Raw genomic sequence first — 19,772 nt, 5'->3', positions numbered from 1 at the left:
AAACACTTCACGAAATGTCTCTATTGCTGAAAAAATTAGACGAGATTCGCATTAAAAATCAACTCCAATGCGAATGGAGTAAAGATCATTGGTGGAATACACTTGATCGGCTTCTAATAATTCGCCGTCATCCACTAAGTGGTGCCAAAACAAGGTAACGCTAGATGTAAGCTTTCTATATCGCCATGATTTCTGCAGGTTCACTTCGTAACGACGGTAATCGTTTGGATCAGCTTCGCTAGCGTCATAGGCAGAATTCCAAAAATACGACAACGTCGAATTCCAACCTTCCCCTTTGTGATGCCAACTAATATTGCCGCTATACTGCGCACTTAGACGTGTCTCAGCAGTTTGAAATTCTTCTATTTCAATTTGGCTAAATAAATACGTAGAGCCGGGGCGAACATCCGTATCTAAATAAGCGCCAACAAACCTTAGCCAGTTCTTTCCGCTAAGCTCCCACTGGAACTGCCAATCAACACCTTCGATACTCATTTCGGTGTCATTTGATAACGATGGTGCAGCAACTCCAACATACTGGGATATTAATTGCGTTAATTCATCTCGATAAAGTTTGATATCCATTTCTAGGCCAATGCTAGAAATATTGTGATAATAACCAACCTCATAGCTAGTGATTTTCTCACTTTCAACACGGCGATTATCATAAACCTGATGAATAAAATAGGTTGCTTCCTGCACGCCTAAATAATTATCAGGTAAATTGTTCACATCAAAAGAATAGTTAGGTTTTTGTTCATAAACATCAGGCGATCTAATCGCTGTCGAATACACCAATCGAACACTTTGACGTGGCGAAAAAAGATAATTTAGAGCAATGTGAGGAGAGAACTCAGGAGAATTAATACTTTCGTATTCGTAAGTACCTGCGACATTAATGATAATTGACTCTGCTGCATGCCATTCTAAATTGCCAAAAGCTCGATACAAATAACTAGTTACCTTACCGTCGAAATACGTTTGTGAATTAATATTTTCTTGCCGAATATTGATTCCAGTTACACTGCGCAATGTATCCGTCCATTGAACGGTGTCTTGCCATTCAACATCCGAACGCTGGCCGTCGTAACTTAAATTTGCATCATCACAAAACGGTTGCGAAAATTGACTAAAGCCAGTTCCGTCGTAGGCTCTAAGTACTACCGTTTGGGCAAGATCGACATCTTCTTGCGATAAGGTATATCGTTCGCCTGTGGCCTGCTCAATAATCGCCGCTAATTCATTTGGCGTTGAGCTGCCGAAAGCCAATTGCTGTAATAACTGATTGGAAGCATAGGCAGTAGCAGGGTCAGCCGAACTGACTGCCGTCGGCAGACCTATCCCTAAAAACTTCGCCCATTGCGGATTCACCTCCCACTCAGCGTATAAATCACTATCAAGTGCCACGGTAGGAATACACGCTATGCCTTCCTGAGTGCGTTTTTCGAATTGCCAATACGCACGCAGGTATGCTTGATGTGAACTTGAAAAATTGAAGTCCGCCTGTGCAGATCCATAATAGGCTTTAACAAAGTTACTCCGCGGTTCTTGCCAAAGAAGTCCTTTCCGCACATCGGTATAGCCATATTTATAGCCACCTTGGAAAGATAACTGAATGCCGCTATCTAAATCTTGCTCGTAATACCCGGTAGCGAAACCATGTCTTCGGCTGTCCTCGAGCTTGTCAGACGACTCAGTTTGTAATCCATCAAAACCATCGTCGCTGGTCTGTTGTACGGTTATACGCGACGAGCTCTTGCCATGTATCGTAGAAACACTCCCCATAGCATCACGTACATTTTGAGTCCCCCCACGATAGCTAATGCGCACACCTTCGGTATCCGCTGGTTTCTTCGATGTAATACTGACCACCCCAAGGAAGGCATTCGCACCATACATGGCTGAACTTGGACCCCGAACAAACTCGATTCGTTGGATATCCTCAAGCGCGATGGGAATGTCATCCCAAACCACCATAGCGATACCGCCTTTATAAACCGACATACCATCAACCAAGACTTGTAGACGCCGGCTCATATAAGCGGTTGAACCGTGATAAGCTACGACATCGTTATGTTCAAACTTATCTTGAGTAACAAAAACACCGGGAACAAAACGTAATAACTCAGGAAGGGTACGCACGCCCCAAGCAGCAATTTGTTCAGCATCAATGACGGTAACACTAGCGGGAACTTCGGCGCGAGGCTGTTTCAAACGGGCAGCCGAAAGAACAACAGGGATGTCTGCTTCTAGCAATGGCAAATCAAATTCGGATAGATCGTACTCACTGGCATAGACACCAGTGCATTCCATAAAAAAAACGATAAACAATACAATCGAATGTAGCGTTCGACTTAAAAACATCTACTACAGCTCCCGCTTTCCCTGACTCTACAACAACGAAGGCCTCCTGCAATGCATCCTGCCACCCGTTTCGGTCACGAATTATGCCATATTCTCTCGTCGAACTGACATCTATAGCGGCTTGCGGCTATAATTCCGCCAGACATTCAACCTACCTATGGAAACTGTTATGAGCTACAACTCGATTCCAGCTGGCAAAGACTTGCCTAACGATATCTACGTCGTGATTGAAATCCCTGCAAACCACTCTCCGATCAAATACGAAATCGACAAAGATATGGACGCCCTGATGGTTGACCGTTTCATGGCAACCCCGATGTTCTATCCAGCGAACTACGGTTATATCTCTAACACTTTGGCTGATGACGGCGATGCACTCGATGTATTAGTTATCACTCCATACCCAGTTCAACCGGGCTCAGTCATTCGTGCACGCCCTGTTGGCGTTCTAAATATGGAAGACGAAGCCGGTGGCGACGCTAAGTTATTAGCCGTTCCGCACGAAAAATTGACTCAGTTATACAACGATGTAAAAGATATCGACGATGTTCCTGAGCTATTGCGCGCGCAAATCTCTCACTTCTTCGAAAATTACAAAGATTTAGAGAAAGGCAAGTGGGTAAAAGTAAGCGGCTGGGGTAATGCTGACGAAGCTCGTCGCATGATCACTGAATCAGCTGCAGCCTATAAAGGCTAATAGCGCTGGCTCAAGCCATCGTTACAAAAAAGGGAGCCTAGGCTCCCTTTTTTATAAGACATGTATCACTCTACTGAGCTAGCTTAGCTCTAAGCTCGGCCAGTTCTTGCTCCGCCGCTTTAGCGCGCGCTTCAGCTTCCACCTGCGCGGTGACATCTTTTTGGATGCCGATGTAATAGGTCAACTGATCTTCATCGCTATAAATTGGCGATATACTCAGCTCATTCCAAAACATCGAACCATCTTTATGGTAGTTACGTAATACAACCCGAGCGCTGCTGCCTTGCTTAATCGCTTCGCGAATCGTATCTAAGCCCGTTTGATCTCGATCCCCTGTCTGTAAAAAGCGGCAATCTTGATACAAAATCTCGTCAACATGATAGCCAGTCAGACGCTCAAAAGCCTTATTAGCGTAGATCAGAATATTGTCGTCACCTTCTTGTTCCGCAATGACAATTCCGTCGTTCGAGGCATCTACCGCTTTTTTCAACAGCTCTAAACTGATTGGCCCTTGCTCATCATTGTGGTCGATGACCATCTCTGTACTCCACCATTAAATATCGCTCTAAGCCGCAGTCGGGAATCATCCTTACGGCAAACTTCGAACACGGTACTACGCCTTCCGCTAGAACGGAAGTCTATAAAAACGCAGAAAGTGCGACCGAACACTTAGCGTGTGTTCGGACATTCTTTTACATTCTGTATAACTACTTATAGAATTTGCTCAGCTTTGTACAATTTTAGGAACAGGCCCAGGGTATGTCATCCCCAACATCCGAGCCGCAAGCGGCTTACTATCCTATACGGGTCGTCTCGAACGAGACCGGTGTTAATGCCATTACTCTTCGCGCATGGGAACGACGTTACGGGTTAATTACGCCCAAACGCACGGCCAAAGGGCATAGACTCTATACAGAATCCGATATTCAGCTTATTCGTAAGGTTGTGTCTCTATTAGAGCGCGGAGTCCCGGTATCACAGGCTAAAGCCATGATAGATAGCGGCGATCCGGAACCAGAAACCATATTGATAAGCCAACCACAGCCGTCGCAATGGCATCAGTATCGTGCGTCTTTGGCCAAAGGCGTACAACAATTTGATGCTGCGCAACTGAGCACCGTTGCCGATGAAGTGAGTCAGTTTTTTCCTATAGATATCGCCTTGCGCTTCTTATTGATCCCTATGTATCAACATTTGCGCGATCAAGTTACCCAGCCTTTGGGGCAAGCCCGCATGCAGTTTTACGGCGGTTTTCTCCAAGGTAGACTCGCTGGGCGCTTAGGTGAAGAAAGTAACCTTGAATATAAAGGTACGCTTGTAGTTGCTAATACCACTCAAGATGACGACCTAGATATGTTGTTGTTAGCAATATTGCTGAAACAACTCGGATTACGCATTGTGCGCTTAGCTGGATTGACCGCCACGGATGATATTACCGAGTTACTAAGACACCAACAGTGGCAAGGGGCTGTATTGCGCATCCCTAAACACGCCAGTGATGCACAAAAGCAACAATTACAGCGCATGGTCCTTGAATCCGGTGCCGCTATTTTTGTCATCGGCCAACAAGCAGATGAACAAACAACTTTACGACAAAAAGGGCTCGTTACCCTCAACGGCGATCTACAACAAGATGCCATCAATGTTCGAGACATGTTATTAGGCTTACCTGAATGAGTGCCGTATACGATCTGCTGCTCCGCCATATTGACTTACTAACCCCCAAGACCACCGTATTGGGTTCAGCAAAAGACTTCAGCGGTGAGTGGCTATCAGTAGTAAAAAAAAACGAGTTACAGATCAACACGTGGGACTGGCTAACGGCTCAAGCTTATCAAGGTCATATCGACAATAAATTGATCACATTTGGTTTACCGACTACAGATCAACTGCAAGATCGCACCGTAATTTTGCTTTGGCCTAAAGCCAAACCTTTTGCTCAAGCGCTTATTCAGCTCATCGCCACTACCGCAAAGCGTTGCTATGTTGTTGCCGCTAATGACGCCGGTGGTAAAAGCATTGGCAGTGCCTGCAAAGAATTCAGTAGCTCAACCACAAAATTGGATAGCGCGCGCCATTGCTCACTATGGTCTATAGACCTAACACCTGTTACAAAGTTTAACTGGCTAGCGATGGGACGCTCATTTAAATGGGATGCCGCCGACTACCTTACCCTGCCTGGAGTGTTCAGTCATGGCAGTTTAGATAGCGGCACATCCGTCTTGTTAGAACACCTTCCCGCGCCTGCACACGGTCGGCTACTCGACTTAGGTTGTGGCTCTGGCGTCATTGGCCTTAGCCTCAAAAAGCGCAGCCCGTCATTAGAGGTGGTACTAACGGATGTTGATGCATTTGCTCTGCGCAGTGCTCAACTCAACAGTATGCGCTTAGCGTTACCGGTTGAAATCCTACACAGCGATGGTTTGACCTCCATAGATGGGCGATTTGACTTCATTATTACCAATCCGCCGTTTCACCAAGGTAAGAATACCGATTACCAATTCGCGCAGAACCTTTTCAAACAAGCGAAGCAACACCTCGTCAAAGACGGACAGTTATGGCTAATCGCTAATCGTCACTTAGGTTACGAAGAATGGGCGCAAGAAGCCTTTGACCATGTAGAAGTCATGGTACAAGAGAAGGGTTTCAAATTGATTTGCGCGCAAGAACCACGCTAGCCCGCAATTACAAACCAGCGGCTGACGCTCGTTTGATACTCACCTGTTGCCAAACTAATACGGCGGCTAAAATCATCAACGGTGGTAAGGCAGATAGTAACAAGCCTTGCCACCCAAGAAGCAAAACCACTGCACCCGACGCCATAGCCCCAAGTGCCTGACCACCAAAAACAAGTAAATCATTAAAACCCTGCACACGGGTCGCCTCTTCAGGACGATAGCATTGAGTCAGCAAAGAGGTTCCTGCAACAAAAAGTAAGTTCCAAGCAAAGCCCAACAACAATAGCCCTAACCAATAATGCAGTAATGATCGATCCCACCAAGCTACCGCAATGCAAAGCAACATGGATACTAGGCCCGCAACAATCATGCGCACATGCCCTAACCCTTGGATCAAATAACCAGAAATGAGCGAAGGTAAAAACATCGCCGCGATGTGGCTTTGAATAACCCACTTAGCATCGGCCAATGCGTAGCCATCCACCAAGGTCATACTAATCGGCGTCGCGGTCATGATGTAAGACATCACACTAAAACCACAGCTCGCTGATAGCGTCGCCAACCACAGCGTCGGCTGAGACAAGAGTTCAGATAGTGACCTCCCTGTTGCCCGCGCACTTTCAGTCGTGACTAATTGCCGCGGAACAACCATGGCTAAGACCGCGGCGGCTAACGTAAAAAATAATGCCAGTGCAATAAAGGCTGCACTCATATCTAACCGAGGAAACCACGCTGCTAAAGTAACCAGTTCAGGTCCCAAAAAAGCCGAAACAATACCCACCAGCAGCAAACGCGCCGCCACCACTGCATGCTTATCCGCTGTCACGCTCGCCATCGCAACAAAACGAAATTGCTGTACGACAGCCGCCACACCACCGAAACAAACTGCGCTAGCGACAAAACCCCAGAAAGTTTCTTTATAAATCGCTAAAGCCGCTGCTAATGATGCAACTGAACCGAATAACATGGCATTGATAAATAGAACTCGACGACCAAACCGAGCAGCAATGGCGGCTGCAGGTAATACCGCTAATGCCGTACCAATGATCATGGCGGCAACAGGTAAGGTCGCTAAAGAAGGATTATTGTGCAAGCGTGCGCCAATGACACCACCGGCAAACATCATGAGTGGAGCAGCACTCAATGCGAGTGCCTGAGCCACCATCAACCCTTGCAACAGCGTCATTGAAGTATTCCTATAATCGGCAAATAAGCTGCCCACCCTATGCGAAATAGGCAGCTTACTTCTATTACGGCATATTGCGCGAGTAGAAGATTTCTAACATCTCTTTACGTAATTTCGCTTCGACGTCTTCACGCTCAGCGGCATCCATTGTCTTAACACCTTCACCAAACAAATAGTTGTCTAGTTCAAAGTCTTTCAGCAGCATCTTGGTGTGGAAGGTATTTTCTTGATACACGTTCACATCAATCATCTGATACGCATTACGTGTATCTTCAGTCAGGTACTTCTGAATCGAATTGATGTTGTGATCGATATAGTGCTTCACACCATCGACGTCACGAGTAAAACCACGCACACGATAATCAACGGTCACGATATCCGAATCAAAGCTGTGAATCAGGTAGTTCAATGCTTTCAGTGGCGAAATCAAACCGCAAGTAGACACATCAATATCCGCACGGAAGGTGCTAATGCCACCGTGAGGATGACTTTCAGGATAGGTATGCACGGTAACGTGCGATTTATCCAAATGAGCAACCACAGTATCGCGCAGCGGACCTGGGTTCTCTTCCATCAGCTCTTCTGCTGGCGGTGTTTCATGCTCGGCAACCAGAATGGTCACACTCGCACCTTGAGGCTCATAATCCTGACGGGCTACGTTCAGGATATTTGCGCCAATGATATCAACAACGTCCGTTAGAATTTTAGTCAGACGTTCTGCACTATAGAGTTCATCAATATACTCAATGTACTCCTGACGCTCTTTTTCTGTTTTGGTATAACAGATGTCATAGATGTTAAAGCTCAATGACTTAGTCAGGTTGTTGAAACCATGAAGTCGCAATTTGTTATTCAATACAGGATCCTCATATATCGTGCGATCTAGCCGCTCAGTCTGTTTCGCTTACAGCAAAGCTGTGGGTAATTTCGACGCCAGCTTGCTCTAACATAATCGATGCAGAGCAATATTTTTCAGCCGACAGTTTTACTGCCCGCTCAACTAACGATTCTTTTAGATTGCGGCCACTGACTTTGAAGTGAACGTGAATTTTAGTGAAGACACTCGGCACCGCATCTGCGCGCTCCGCTTCAATCTCAGCAACACAATCATGCACATCAAGACGCTGCTTCGATAAAATGCTCATCACATCAAAACTAGTACAACCACCTAAGCCAAGTAACAGCATCTCCATAGGGCGAATCCCCATGTTGCGGCCACCGTGATCTTCTGGTCCGTCCATGACAATGGCATGACCACTACCAGACTCACCCAAGAACATCGCATTATCGACCCACTTTACCGTCGCCTTCATGAAAAACTCCGCTACCAGACGAAAGCGCGCAGATTACCACAGCTACCCCACTGAGATAACTCAGTGAGCAAAAAAACCACAGTTATCAGCAAAAAAAGCGAGATAAATGAGTAATTGGCCTCTTTCCACGGTTCTACTGTGCCAACGGATAGGTAATAATCAGAGCAGCGATCAGCAAGGAACCCTAAATGATCATTCCGCGTATTCCATCCATTCATGCACCGTTAGAGAACTTTCTAACGCATTGCCACACGAAACGTTATCCAGCACGTACCACCTTAATAAACACAGGCGATGCGAGCGACACACTCTACTACCTAATGAAAGGTTCAGTCAGTGTTGTGATCGAAGATGATGAGGGCCGTGAGATGATCATGGCTTACCTCAATGAAGGCGACTTCTTTGGTGAGATGGGTTTATTCGACGAAGCAAATAGCCCTCGTACTGCCAGTGTTCGCGCCAAGACAGTATGTGAAGTGGCTGAAATCTCGTATTCGCGTTTCCGCGAGTTAGCAGAATCCGATATCGAGCTCGTTTTCCGCATCTTCCGCCAAATGGCTCAGCGCTTAACTCGCACCACTCGCAAAGCGGGTGACTTGGCATTTTTAGATGTCACGGGTCGCGTTGCAGGTACATTATTGGATTTGTGCAAACAACCCGATGCCATGACGCATCCCGATGGTATGCAAATCAAGATCACACGCCAAGAAATTGGTCGTATTGTTGGTTGTTCGCGCGAGATGGCAGGACGAGTACTGAAGAGCCTAGAAGAACAAGGGCTAATCAGTGTGGCCGGTAAGACGATCGTGGTATTCGGCACGCGCTAGGTCAGCGCTTTGAATATCAACCAAGCGGGAGGAAACTCCCGCCTAATTGCACGGATAACTCTTAGAAAAAAAGTGCCTGTAGAGCTTCACCCGGTTCATCACAGCGCATAAAGGCCTCTCCCACCAAGAAGGCATTGACGTTGCGTTGGCGCATCGATGCCACATCCTCAGGTACCAAAATACCGCTTTCGGTAACCAACAAACGATCTGCTGGTACATAAGGCAACAAGCCAAAGGTGGTTTCTAGCGTTAACTCAAAGGTATGCAAGTTACGGTTATTGATACCCACCAATGGCGTCGCCAGTGTCAGTGCCGTTTCTAGCTCTTCACCATCATGCACTTCCACCAGCACATCCATACCCAACTCGTGCGCAATGCCTTCTAAATCTTGCAGCTGCATTTTACTCAATGCAGAAACGATTAAGAGAACACAGTCGGCGTTTAATAGACGAGCCTCATAAATCTGATACGGATCAATTAAAAAGTCTTTGCGAATGACCGGTAACGAGCATGCTTTACGCGCAGCCACTAAAAAATCTTCATGGCCCTGAAAATAATCGCGATCGGTTAATACCGACAAACACGCAGCGCCACCCTTTTCGTAGGATTCAGCAATGGCCTCCGGTACAAAATCTTCACGAAATACACCTTTCGATGGTGATGCTTTTTTAACTTCAGCAATAACAGCGGGGAGACCAGCATCCACCTTGGCTTTCAATGCGCGATAAAAACCACGTAATTCCGCATTATCACAATCGACCGCACGCGCTTTTAATTCACTCAACGAATGTGTTTTAGAGCGAAAAGCCACTTCACTCGCTTTCGTTGCGAGGATTTTTTTCAGTATTGTTGGGGTATTCATAATTAATTCCAAACGCGTCGTGGGCAAAACAGTGCCACAATATTATTCAGCACTATCCGCTGCTAGGTAATTTGAAAAACTGACTAATTCGTTCATCTTCTCTAGCGCTAGGCCCGTACAAATTGCATCTTCGGCCATCGCCACGCCATCTTTTAAGTCTTTTGCTAATCCTGCTACATAAATCGCAGCACCGGCATTAATTGCTAACATATCCGCTGCTTTTTTCCCCGCAGCTGTTTCACGTTTACCCAGAGCATCACGAATCAGCGTCAAACTTGCCGCAGCGCTGTCAATCTCAAGCCCAGTTAATACTTGCGACTCAATACCCACTTGCTCCGGTGTCAATACATATTCCTTTAGCTCACCATCGCGCAATTCACATACATAGGTGGGTGCCGCCAAGCTAATTTCATCCAACCCATCTTGTGAATGTACGACCATGACATGACCGCCATTTAACCGTTGCAATACTTCCGCCACAGGACGAACCAAAGCTTTTGCAAAAACGCCTATCACTTGATTGCGCACACCAGCGGGATTGGTCATAGGACCAAGAATATTAAATATGGTGCGTAAACCGAGCGACTTACGAGGGCCAATCGCATGCTTCATTGCACTGTGATGTGATGGTGCGAACATAAAGCCAACGCCCAACTCATTAATACAACGAGCAACTTGCTCAGAGGTTAGCGCTAAATTAACACCTGCAGCTTCTAACAAATCCGCACTACCAGAACTAGACGACACGCCACGATTACCATGTTTCGCCACCGTGCCACCAGCTGCAGCAACCACAAATGACGATGCAGTCGAGACATTAAATAAATTGGCACCATCGCCACCTGTACCAACGATATCGACAGCATGATCTTGCTTTACCGTTACGCCGGTCGCCAATTCGCGCATCACAGTGACCGCACCAACGATTTCATCAATGCTTTCGCTTTTCATACGCAATGCGACTAAAAAAGCACCAATTTGCGCATCGTCACACTGGCCTGTCATGATTAAGCGCATAACGTCGATCATTTCTGCGGTGGTTAAGTCTTGTCGCTCAACAACACGCGCTAGTGCTTGGCGGATATCCATACATTGCTCCCCGATTAGCGACTAGTCAGTGTCGTGGTTAAAAAATTCTTTAAGAGTGCATGACCATGCTCAGTCAGTATCGACTCAGGATGAAATTGCACACCTTCTACGGCCAAGGTTTTATGTCGTACGCCCATAATCTCTTCCATACTGCCATCCTGATTTTCCGTCCATGCAGTAATCTCTAAGCAATCAGGCAAATGATTCTTATCAATAACTAACGAATGATAGCGTGTGGCCTTGTATGGGTTCGGCAGGTTCGCAAATACGCCTAAATTGGCATGATGCACATCGGATGTTTTACCGTGCATCACTTGCCCAGCTCGGATAATCTTCCCACCGAACACCTGACCAATACTTTGGTGGCCTAGGCAAATCCCCAAAATAGGTAACTTGCCGGCGAAATGCTCAATCACCGCCATAGAAATACCCGCTTCGTTCGGCGTACAAGGCCCGGGAGAAATCACTAGGTGGTCGGGGTTCAATGCTTCGATTTGCTCAATGGTGATTTCATCATTGCGATAGACGCGCACATCCGCGCCTAACTCAGCAAAATATTGTACGACGTTGTACGTAAATGAGTCGTAATTATCGATCATGAGCAACATGCTTGCTTCCTATGGGTCGCCAACGCGATCCTTAAAATTCGTTTACTGATCCAATCCAGCTTCAGCCATCGCGACTGCACGGAACATGGCACGGCCTTTATTCATAGTTTCTTTCCATTCCAGTCTTGGAATAGAATCTGCCACAACACCAGCACCGGCTTGAATATTAAGATAACCATCTTTAATCACGGCAGTACGAATCGCAATTGCCGTATCCATATTACCGTTCCAACTTAAATACCCCACCGCACCGCCATAGACACCGCGCTTGGTTGATTCAAATTCGTCGATAATTTCCATGGCCCGAATTTTAGGTGCACCGCTCAACGTTCCAGCGGGATGCACTGCTCGTAGAACATCCATAGCCGTAATGCCTTCTTTAACTTGGCCTGTCACATTAGAAACGATGTGCATAACATGACTGTAGCGCTCAACCACCATTTGATCGGTGACTTCAACTTGACCAGTCTTGGCGATACGACCAACATCGTTACGTCCTAAATCAATTAGCATTAAATGCTCGGCAATTTCTTTCGGATCAGACAGTAACTCTTTTTCAAGAGCGACATCTTCTTCGTGCGTTTGGCCACGATAACGCGTACCGGCAATCGGACGAACCGTTACTTCACCATCTTCTAATCGCGCTAAAATTTCAGGCGATGAACCGACTACATGAAAATCACCTAAATTTAGGCAGTACATGTAAGGTGATGGATTCAAAGTGCGTAAAGCGCGATATACATTAACGGGATCACCCGCAAAAGGGACTTGCATGCGCTGCGAAATAACGCATTGCATGATATCTCCGGACAATACATATTCTTTGATTTGCTCAACCGCAGCCATGAATTCCTGCTCACCAAACAAGGAGCGAAAATCATCTTCATTAATTGTTTTCGGCTGAGCTAAGGCAGCACCTACTGGGCCAATGTAAGGTCGACGAAGCTGTTCACGTAATTCACCCAAGCGCAATTCTGCTTTGGCTAGAGCGTCCGTTTCCGCTGGATCGGCCAATACAATTAAATGTAATTTTCCACTTAAATTATCAAATACTACGACCTCCTCCGATACCATTAATAAAATATCAGGAGTATTTAATTCGTCCTCTGGGCACGAATTTTTTAATCGTGGTTCGATATATCGCACAGTATCGTAACCAAAATAGCCTACTAAACCGCCGTCGAATTTAGGCAATTCCGGCATAGGAGGCACACGATAACGTTGCTGAAAATCACTAATAAATTGCAGCGGATCAGCAACCTCCACTTGATCGATTACGTCGCCGTCTCTTTCTTGCAGAACGGTGTTACCAGTAATACGAATAACCTCGCGGCATGGCAAACCAATCATTGAATATCGGCCCCACTTTTCGCCACCTTGAACAGACTCAAACAAGTAGGTATACGGCGCATTCGCCAATTTGAGATATGTGCTTAAAGGCGTATCGAGATCGGCCAAAACCTGACGAGCGACTGGAATACGGTTAAAACCCTGCTCGGCAAGAGCAGCAAATTGTTGCGGAGTCATACAGAACCTTGAAATGTTAAAAACGCGCAAAAAATCCGCACACCACTAAATAAAGTCTAGGTGCGGTCAACAAGAGTGGCGTTTAACACCATCGACGAGTCAGATGCTGACCCTGTTGTAGGGGGCGGTTATATTGAAAAAACACCGCTAGCTCCGTAAAAAGCAATAAAAATGATGAGTGAACTATACCAGATGATCGCCGCGCGGCAAGTCACGGCTGCTGTCTAAGCATTTACTCTATGCGCCAATCAAGGCAAGGCCAATTGCGCAAAGTTGCAGCATTGCGTAGTTGCTCATTAGGATTGAGTACTACCGGCTGTGCGACTAACTCAAGCAAAGGAATATCGGCATGACTATCGGTATAAAACGCCGCATCCGTAAACGATAAGCCACGCGCTTGAAGAAATGCCTGCGCCAGAGCTACCTTGCCACTGCCGTAGCACATAGGCCGCTCCAATCCGACGATCTTTTCTCCTTCAACTCGCAAACGATTACTTATGACGTGTGGAATACCGAGTGCGCGCCCATATGCTTCTGCTATCACATGATCAGCACCAGTAATCATTACCAATTCCGTGCCCTGACGTTCGTAAGCAAACAGCAAAGAAGCGGCCTGAGGATAGATATGCAGCTGACCGCGCTCGGTAAAGAACTGCTCTACTCGCCGCTCATAACTTGCTAGATTCATGCCACGAGTTCGCGTGCGATAATAATTTGATAAGCGCCAATGAGTAACACGACCGCGCTTATAGGCTCGATATAACGAAGCTAAGGCGAGCATAGCTTCGACTATGGCCCAGCGCTCACTACGGAAACGCCAACGAATCCACAAGCTATTGGCGTCTTTATTAATTAGGGAGTCATCGAGATCGAAGAACACGACGGGAACATCATAGACCCGCATGTCGTTCTCCTTGTTCAGTATTTAGGGGGTAGCCTATCACACAGCCGCTAAAGGCCAACAGCGGCGCGCAGTAAACTATTACTGACCATCCGTCTGCTTAACTATTTCCTCAATCATGGCCAAAACATTCGCTGTTGCGGTGTCCGCGTAATCGTCAGCATAGGTCTGCAACGCCGCAACTAATACCTGCTGCTGCGCGCCCAAACCTAAGCGCTGCAATGTAATTACTACCCCTGGCAAGTACAGCGCACACCGTGCACTAATCTCAGCCTCGGCAAGCTGCTCTGCGTGTACTTCCGCCGCATAACCTTGAGCACTATCCCAGAAGGTAATGCCAAATAGTGGCAGCACAGTTCGCAGCATATCGTACAGACCAGATGTCGCTTCTGCGTCGAACACAAATTGACGGATTTCGCTCTCAGACAGACCCAAAGCACCATTAGTTTCTGCGCCACATGGGAATAACCAAGGTAAAAGTGTGTCAAGTTCTTGCCATTGTTTTGCCGCAATCCCTAAACGCTCATCCAAGCTAAGCCCTTGAATATCCGAACATTCTCCACGATAAAATGAAAGTAAAGTAATCATGGCAACAACTTGTCAGTTTTGTGATCTTTTTAGTATAGCTACATAAAATGGGTTGACCTGAGAATCGGCAGGAGTAATGTAAATAGTCCATCCTGATTACGCAACTAACAAAAGGAGCGAGTATGAAAGGTTTGGAAATTAGCTTCCGTGACATCGGCCACTCCGATGCGATTGAACAAAACATCCGCGAGAAAGCCAGTAAACTCAGCAGTACTTTCGACGACATCACGAGTATTAGGGCTGTCGTTGCTATGCCGCACAATCACAGTAACAAAGGCCGCTTGGCCCACGTATCGCTAGAGGTCGGTCTGCCCGGTGAAACCGTCGCAATCACCCATGACCATCATGACAACCCCGAGCATGAGAATATGTATGTCGCGGTTAGAGATGCCTTTGAAAAAGCCCAACGAAAAGTCTTGAAGATTCATAAGCGTCGAGCTGATAAAAGTCGTCGCGCAGGGCTCGTTGTAAACCCCATTTGATGCTGTTGAGTTAATTACGTGAGGACGGGTGCCGCAAGGCACCTGTTGTTCGACAAGTTACTGAAATTAAAGCTTACCGCTCATTAGCACTTGAATAAGACCTGGACGAGAAAGGTCCGCATACAACGCCGATAACTCTTCTGGCGTTTCTTTGAAGTCTTCGCGAATCCAACGCACAATCACTGAGAACGACGCACCCGCCAAGAAATCCACAACATAGTGAATCTTACTATCACTGCTGATCTTTAATTTGTGAGCTTCGACAAAACGGTCGATCACGTGACCAACGTAGCGCTTAAACTCGTTCAGCAAAATCGCTTCGACATCCGGCGCTACCAACAAGCGCGCTAAATCTGCATGCTCCTGCCACTGACGGAACATAATCGTCGCAATCTCTGGATCAACCGTCGGCGAAGCCGTCAGAATTGGATCAATTTGCTCGGCAAATTGTAAAAACATCTGCTCAATGTAGTAACGTAATAAATCATCCTTCGAGCGAAAATGCAGATAGAACGTCGGACGTGCAACACTTGAGTGCTCACAAATATTGGCAACCGAAATTTTTGAATAAGGACGCTCTGCCATTAACTCTAGCAAGGTATTGATGAGCAGACGGCGCGATCGCTCTACCCGCTTATCAAGTTCTTTGTTCATTTCGCTTAAACGCTCCATGTGTATCGACATCAGCCATCATAGTGTTATGTAGTCGCAAGTTTACCTTATTAGGTGCCCGCTAAGAATGGTCAGCCGCTGCCAATACTCAGATCAATTGCCCTAACAAGCAAAAAAACCGCCCGAAGGCGGCTTTTTCATCATTGCTTCCGCGCTTACGCCGTTACAAATAAAGCTTCGTCTAATTCATACAGGCTTTCTGAACCGCCTTTCACAACAGCACTTAGGCCAATGTAACGAGGTAGTACGCGTTTTATGTAAAAACGAGCAGTTGCCAACTTAGCTTTATAGAAGTCTTCATTTGCTTTAGGCAAAGAAACTACCGCCATACGCGCCCACATGTAGGCATAAGCGGCATAACCAAATACGTGCAAGTATTCCAGAGAAGCTGCACCAATTTCATTTGGATTACCCTGAGCTTGATCTATAACCCATTGAGTAAGATCTGCTAGGTTTTCCATAGCAGCCTTCAGAGGTTCGATAAACTCAGCCGCAGCCGTGTTTGCTGCTTGGCTAGCAATAAAGTCGTTAACGTCTTGTTCGAACAACTTGTAGAACGCGCCGTTGTTACCAACAATCTTACGTCCCATCAAATCCAATGCTTGAATTCCGTTAGTACCTTCATAAATCTGGGTAATACGAATATCACGTACATGTTGCTCTTGGCCCCATTCACGAATAAAGCCGTGACCACCAAATACCTGCTGACCTATGATCGCAACTTCTAAGGAAGTATCGGTCAAGAAGGCTTTAGCAATTGGCGTCAACAAGGCCAGCATCGCATCAGCATGCTTCTTCTCTTCTGCATTGTCAGAGAACTTAGCTCGATCCAGCCAACCGGCAACATAGGTGGAGAATGCACGGCCGCCTTCGTTGAATGAACGCATGGTCATCAGCATACGGCGTACATCTGGATGCACAATAATCGGATCAGCTACTTTATCCTTAGCAACAGCACCCGTTGGTGCTCGGCTTTGAATGCGATCTAACGCATATTCAACCGCATTCTGATAGGAAGCTTCTGCCGCACCGACACCTTGGATACCTACGCCTAGGCGCTCGTAGTTCATCATAGTGAACATACAAGCAAGACCTTGGTTCTCTTCACCAACCAACCAGCCTTTAGCGCCATCAAAATTCATCACGCAAGTAGCAGAGCCTTTGATACCCATCTTGTGTTCGATCGAACCACAAGACATAGCGTTACGCTCACCGAGAGAACCATCATCATTGACCAAGAACTTAGGCACTAAGAACAAAGAAATGCCTTTTGGACCGGCAGGCGCATTTGGTAATTTAGCCAACACCAAATGAATGATGTTCTCGGCCATATCATGCTCACCCCAAGTAATAAAGATCTTGGTACCTGACACTAAATATGAACCATCAGCTGAAGGCTCAGCTTTAGTACGAATAATCCCTAAATCGGTACCAGCATGAGGTTCTGTTAAATCCATTGCACCTGACCAAACGCCAGTGTACATATTCGGCAGATACTTCTCTTTAAGCTCCTGCGAACCGTGAGCGTTCAACGATAAACACGCACCAGCGGTCAGCATCGGCGCTAAACCGAAGGCCATGTTAGAGCCTTGAACCATCTCTTCAACTTGGCCAACCAAAGTTTTCGGCATGCCCATACCGCCGAACTCTGGGTTACCACCCAAGCCGTTCAAGCCAGCTTCTACGTAAGTTTGATAAGCATCCTTAAAACCAGGAGCGGCCGTTACTACGCCGTCTTTCCAAGTTGAGCCAACTTCGTCACCTTCACGGTTGATCGGTGCCAATACTTGGCTAGCGATTTTACCGCACTCACCAAGAATGGCGTCCGCGGTTTCCATATCAACCGCGCCTTCCAATCCCGCTAAAGAAGCCCACAACTTATCTGCTTCAAATACTTCGTCTAGAACAAAGCGCATATCGCGCAATGGAGCCTTGTAATCTGCCATGTTTAACCTCGTTTTATCGTTAACGACCACCAGTCGCGAGCCAAGATATCCAGCGAATGGCTCAAAATGCCGCTATTTTAACCACTATCCAGAGAATGGGTAGTAAAGAAAGTAAAAAACCGCGCCGGCATTATTGCCAAAGCGCGGTTTTCTTTATCAATAGATCAAAATTAGAACGCGAAGTGTTCTTCAGCTAGATCCATCAGACTGTCCGCACCCGCTAGCATGGTCGCTGCGTGTGCTTTAGTACGTGGCAAAATACGCGCGAAGTAGAACTTAGCGGTTGTTAATTTAGCCTTGTAGTAGTCTTCTTCAGTGGTGCCGTTAGCCAATGCATCTTGTGCAACTTTAGCCATACGAGCCCACAAGTAACCCAATACTGCGTAACCAGAATACATTAGGTAATCAACCGAAGCCGCACCCACTTCATCGCGGTTCTTCATAGCGGTCATACCAATTTTCATGGTCAGATCGCCCCACTCTTTGTTCACTTCAGCCAATGGCTTAACAAGAGCAGCAAGTTCTTCATTGCCTTCTTCTGCTTGGCAGAACTTGTGAACCATCTTAGTGAAGTTACGCAGTGAAGCACCTTGAGTCATCAGAACCTTACGGCCCAACAAGTCGAGTGCTTGGATACCGGTAGTACCTTCATAGATTGTAGAGATACGAGTATCACGAACAATCTGCTCCATGCCCCATTCAGCGATGAAACCGTGACCACCGAATACTTGCATACCTAAGTTTGCAGATTCTGAACCCGTCTCAGTCAAGAATGCTTTAGCGATTGGCGTTAGGAAGCCCAACAGTTCATCAGCTTCTTTACGTTGCTCTTCGGTTTCGCCTTTGTTAACGATGTCGTTTTGCTGAGCAGCTAAGTACACAAGTGCACGACCACCTTCAGCGAACGCTTTTTGAGTCAAAAGCATACGACGTACATCAGGGTGAACAATGATTGGATCAGCCGCTTTTTCAGGCGCCTTAGGACCCGTCAATGAACGCATAGCTAAACGATCTTTAGCGTAAGCCAAAGCACCTTGGAAAGACGCTTCAGAAGCTGTTGCACCTTGCAATGCAGTACCGATACGAGCGGTGTTCATAAAGGTGAACATGCAGTTCAAGCCTTTGTTTTCTGGTCCGATCAACCAGCCTTTAGCACCATCGAAGTTCATAACGCATGTTGCGTTACCGTGGATGCCCATTTTGTGTTCGATAGAACCACAGATCAGCGTGTTACGCTCACCTGGAGTGCCGTCTTCGTTCGGCAGGAACTTAGGAACGATGAACAAAGAGATACCTTTAGTACCTTCTGGAGCACCCGGTAGACGAGCCAATACGATATGGACAATGTTGCCAGACATATCGTGTTCACCAGCAGAGATAAAGATCTTGCTACCAGTAATGGCGTAAGAGCCGTCGGCATTCGCTTCTGCTTTAGTTTTCAGAATACCAAGGTCAGAACCGCAATGAGATTCAGTCAGACACATAGTACCTGTCCACTCACCTGAAACTAATTTAGTCAGATAAGTTTCTTTTTGATCATGAGTACCGTGCAACGCGATGGTATTCATTGCGCCGTGCGATAGACCTGGGTACATGCCCCAAGACCAGTTAGACGTGCCCACCATCTCTGACATCACAGTGCCTAGAGACTCTGGCAGACCTTGGCCGCCGTGTTCAACGTCGTGTGCCAGTGAAGGCCAGCCGCCTTCAACAAACTTAGCATACGCTTCTTTAAAGCCTGTTGGCGTAGTAACAGAACCGTCGTCGTGACGAGTACAGCCTTCGATATCACCAATGCGGTTCAGCGGAGCCAATTCTTGCTCACAGAACTTCGCGCCTTCAGTCAGAATCGCGTCAACCATGTCTGGTGTTGCAACATCTGCAAAAGCAGGAATGCTGGCGTAGTGACCAGGCATATCCAACAGTTCGTCCATTACGAACTTAATTTCACGTAGGGGAGCTTTGTAATCTGGCATTGGGATGACCTCGTTGCCTGTAATGTTCTTGCAGCTAGGCTGCTGTTTAGGGTTTC

General features: G+C 46.7%; 19 protein-coding genes. 5 read left to right on the top strand and 14 right to left on the bottom strand.

The window, feature by feature from the left end; genetic code table 11:
* Positions 1-51 precede the first annotated feature (51 nt).
* On the bottom strand, positions 52-2,364 hold the full coding sequence (locus tag TOL_RS03210; protein WP_015485837.1) for a TonB-dependent receptor plug domain-containing protein: 2,313 nt from the start codon (positions 2,362-2,364) through the stop codon (positions 52-54).
* A gap of 169 nt (positions 2,365-2,533) precedes the next feature.
* Here TOL_RS03210 and ppa point away from each other — a divergent pair, with 169 nt between their 5' ends.
* Positions 2,534-3,061, top strand: coding sequence for an inorganic diphosphatase (ppa, locus tag TOL_RS03205; protein ID WP_041588385.1), 528 nt, complete (start codon positions 2,534-2,536; stop codon positions 3,059-3,061).
* A gap of 70 nt (positions 3,062-3,131) precedes the next feature.
* Here the strand turns inward: ppa and TOL_RS03200 are convergent, their stop codons facing one another.
* A complete protein-coding gene (locus TOL_RS03200) occupies positions 3,132-3,599 on the bottom strand; it encodes a PAS domain-containing protein (RefSeq protein ID WP_015485835.1) in 468 nt (155 codons plus the stop codon).
* 221 nt (positions 3,600-3,820) lie between these two features.
* Here TOL_RS03200 and TOL_RS03195 point away from each other — a divergent pair, with 221 nt between their 5' ends.
* Positions 3,821-4,738, top strand: a complete 918-nt coding sequence (locus tag TOL_RS03195; protein ID WP_015485834.1) for a MerR family transcriptional regulator — start codon at positions 3,821-3,823, stop codon at positions 4,736-4,738.
* A complete protein-coding gene (locus tag TOL_RS03190) occupies positions 4,735-5,739 on the top strand; it encodes a class I SAM-dependent methyltransferase (protein WP_015485833.1) in 1,005 nt (334 codons plus the stop codon). The genes TOL_RS03195 and TOL_RS03190 overlap by 4 nt, the downstream gene beginning before the upstream one ends.
* A 7-nt stretch (positions 5,740-5,746) precedes the next feature.
* On the opposite strand, the gene TOL_RS03185 is transcribed toward TOL_RS03190, so the two are convergent.
* From TOL_RS03185 to TOL_RS03175, 3 genes are all read right to left on the bottom strand, one after another.
* Entirely contained in the window at positions 5,747-6,925 is a 1,179-nt protein-coding gene (locus TOL_RS03185; RefSeq protein WP_015485832.1) for an MFS transporter, read from the bottom strand.
* A 64-nt stretch (positions 6,926-6,989) separates the two neighbouring features.
* On the bottom strand, positions 6,990-7,781 hold the full coding sequence (gene speD / locus TOL_RS03180; RefSeq protein WP_015485831.1) for an adenosylmethionine decarboxylase: 792 nt from the start codon (positions 7,779-7,781) through the stop codon (positions 6,990-6,992).
* A gap of 34 nt (positions 7,782-7,815) precedes the next feature.
* Positions 7,816-8,238 carry an OsmC family protein gene (locus tag TOL_RS03175; RefSeq protein ID WP_015485830.1) on the bottom strand — a complete coding sequence of 141 codons (423 nt, stop codon included), beginning with the start codon at positions 8,236-8,238 and terminating at the stop codon, positions 7,816-7,818.
* Positions 8,239-8,426: 188 nt separating this feature from the next.
* Between TOL_RS03175 and crp the strand changes: the two genes are divergently transcribed.
* Positions 8,427-9,065 carry a cAMP-activated global transcriptional regulator CRP gene (crp, locus tag TOL_RS03170; RefSeq protein ID WP_015485828.1) on the top strand — a complete coding sequence of 213 codons (639 nt, stop codon included), beginning with the start codon at positions 8,427-8,429 and terminating at the stop codon, positions 9,063-9,065.
* A gap of 61 nt (positions 9,066-9,126) precedes the next feature.
* Here crp and trpC read toward each other — a convergent pair whose 3' ends face one another.
* The 6 genes from trpC to TOL_RS03140 all read right to left on the bottom strand — a co-directional run bounded on the left by trpC (position 9,127) and on the right by TOL_RS03140 (position 14,640).
* On the bottom strand, positions 9,127-9,927 hold the full coding sequence (gene trpC / locus TOL_RS03165; RefSeq protein ID WP_015485827.1) for an indole-3-glycerol phosphate synthase TrpC: 801 nt from the start codon (positions 9,925-9,927) through the stop codon (positions 9,127-9,129).
* Between the two features lie 42 nt (positions 9,928-9,969).
* On the bottom strand, positions 9,970-11,016 hold the full coding sequence (gene trpD, locus TOL_RS03160; protein ID WP_015485826.1) for an anthranilate phosphoribosyltransferase: 1,047 nt from the start codon (positions 11,014-11,016) through the stop codon (positions 9,970-9,972).
* Between the two features lie 14 nt (positions 11,017-11,030).
* Positions 11,031-11,624 carry an aminodeoxychorismate/anthranilate synthase component II gene (locus tag TOL_RS03155; protein WP_041588384.1) on the bottom strand — a complete coding sequence of 198 codons (594 nt, stop codon included), beginning with the start codon at positions 11,622-11,624 and terminating at the stop codon, positions 11,031-11,033.
* A 42-nt stretch (positions 11,625-11,666) separates the two neighbouring features.
* A complete protein-coding gene (gene trpE, locus TOL_RS03150; protein WP_015485824.1) occupies positions 11,667-13,151 on the bottom strand; it encodes an anthranilate synthase component I in 1,485 nt (494 codons plus the stop codon).
* 232 nt (positions 13,152-13,383) lie between these two features.
* Positions 13,384-14,055 carry an HAD family hydrolase gene (locus tag TOL_RS03145; RefSeq protein WP_015485823.1) on the bottom strand — a complete coding sequence of 224 codons (672 nt, stop codon included), beginning with the start codon at positions 14,053-14,055 and terminating at the stop codon, positions 13,384-13,386.
* Between the two features lie 78 nt (positions 14,056-14,133).
* Positions 14,134-14,640, bottom strand: coding sequence for a hypothetical protein (locus TOL_RS03140; protein WP_015485822.1), 507 nt, complete (start codon positions 14,638-14,640; stop codon positions 14,134-14,136).
* 122 nt (positions 14,641-14,762) lie between these two features.
* On the opposite strand from TOL_RS03140, the gene TOL_RS03135 reads away from it, so the two are divergent.
* On the top strand, positions 14,763-15,122 hold the full coding sequence (locus TOL_RS03135; RefSeq protein ID WP_015485821.1) for an HPF/RaiA family ribosome-associated protein: 360 nt from the start codon (positions 14,763-14,765) through the stop codon (positions 15,120-15,122).
* 66 nt (positions 15,123-15,188) lie between these two features.
* Here the strand turns inward: TOL_RS03135 and TOL_RS03130 are convergent, their stop codons facing one another.
* The 3 genes from TOL_RS03130 to TOL_RS03120 form a co-directional block, all read right to left on the bottom strand.
* Positions 15,189-15,806 (bottom strand): TetR/AcrR family transcriptional regulator, encoded by a 618-nt coding sequence (locus tag TOL_RS03130; protein ID WP_081601072.1) that lies wholly within the window; start codon positions 15,804-15,806, stop codon positions 15,189-15,191.
* A gap of 143 nt (positions 15,807-15,949) precedes the next feature.
* Positions 15,950-17,740, bottom strand: coding sequence for an acyl-CoA dehydrogenase C-terminal domain-containing protein (locus tag TOL_RS03125; RefSeq protein ID WP_015485819.1), 1,791 nt, complete (start codon positions 17,738-17,740; stop codon positions 15,950-15,952).
* Positions 17,741-17,910: 170 nt separating this feature from the next.
* Complete coding sequence (locus tag TOL_RS03120) at positions 17,911-19,716, bottom strand: acyl-CoA dehydrogenase C-terminal domain-containing protein (protein ID WP_015485818.1); 1,806 nt, start codon at positions 19,714-19,716, stop codon at positions 17,911-17,913.
* Between the last annotated feature and the right edge of the window lie 56 nt (positions 19,717-19,772).

The organism is Thalassolituus oleivorans MIL-1 (genome assembly GCF_000355675.1).
Lineage (GTDB): Bacteria > Pseudomonadota > Gammaproteobacteria > Pseudomonadales > Oceanobacteraceae > Thalassolituus > Thalassolituus oleivorans.
The sequence above is the reverse complement of the archived record's forward strand: the minus strand, read 5'-3'. Positions and strand labels throughout refer to the sequence as shown.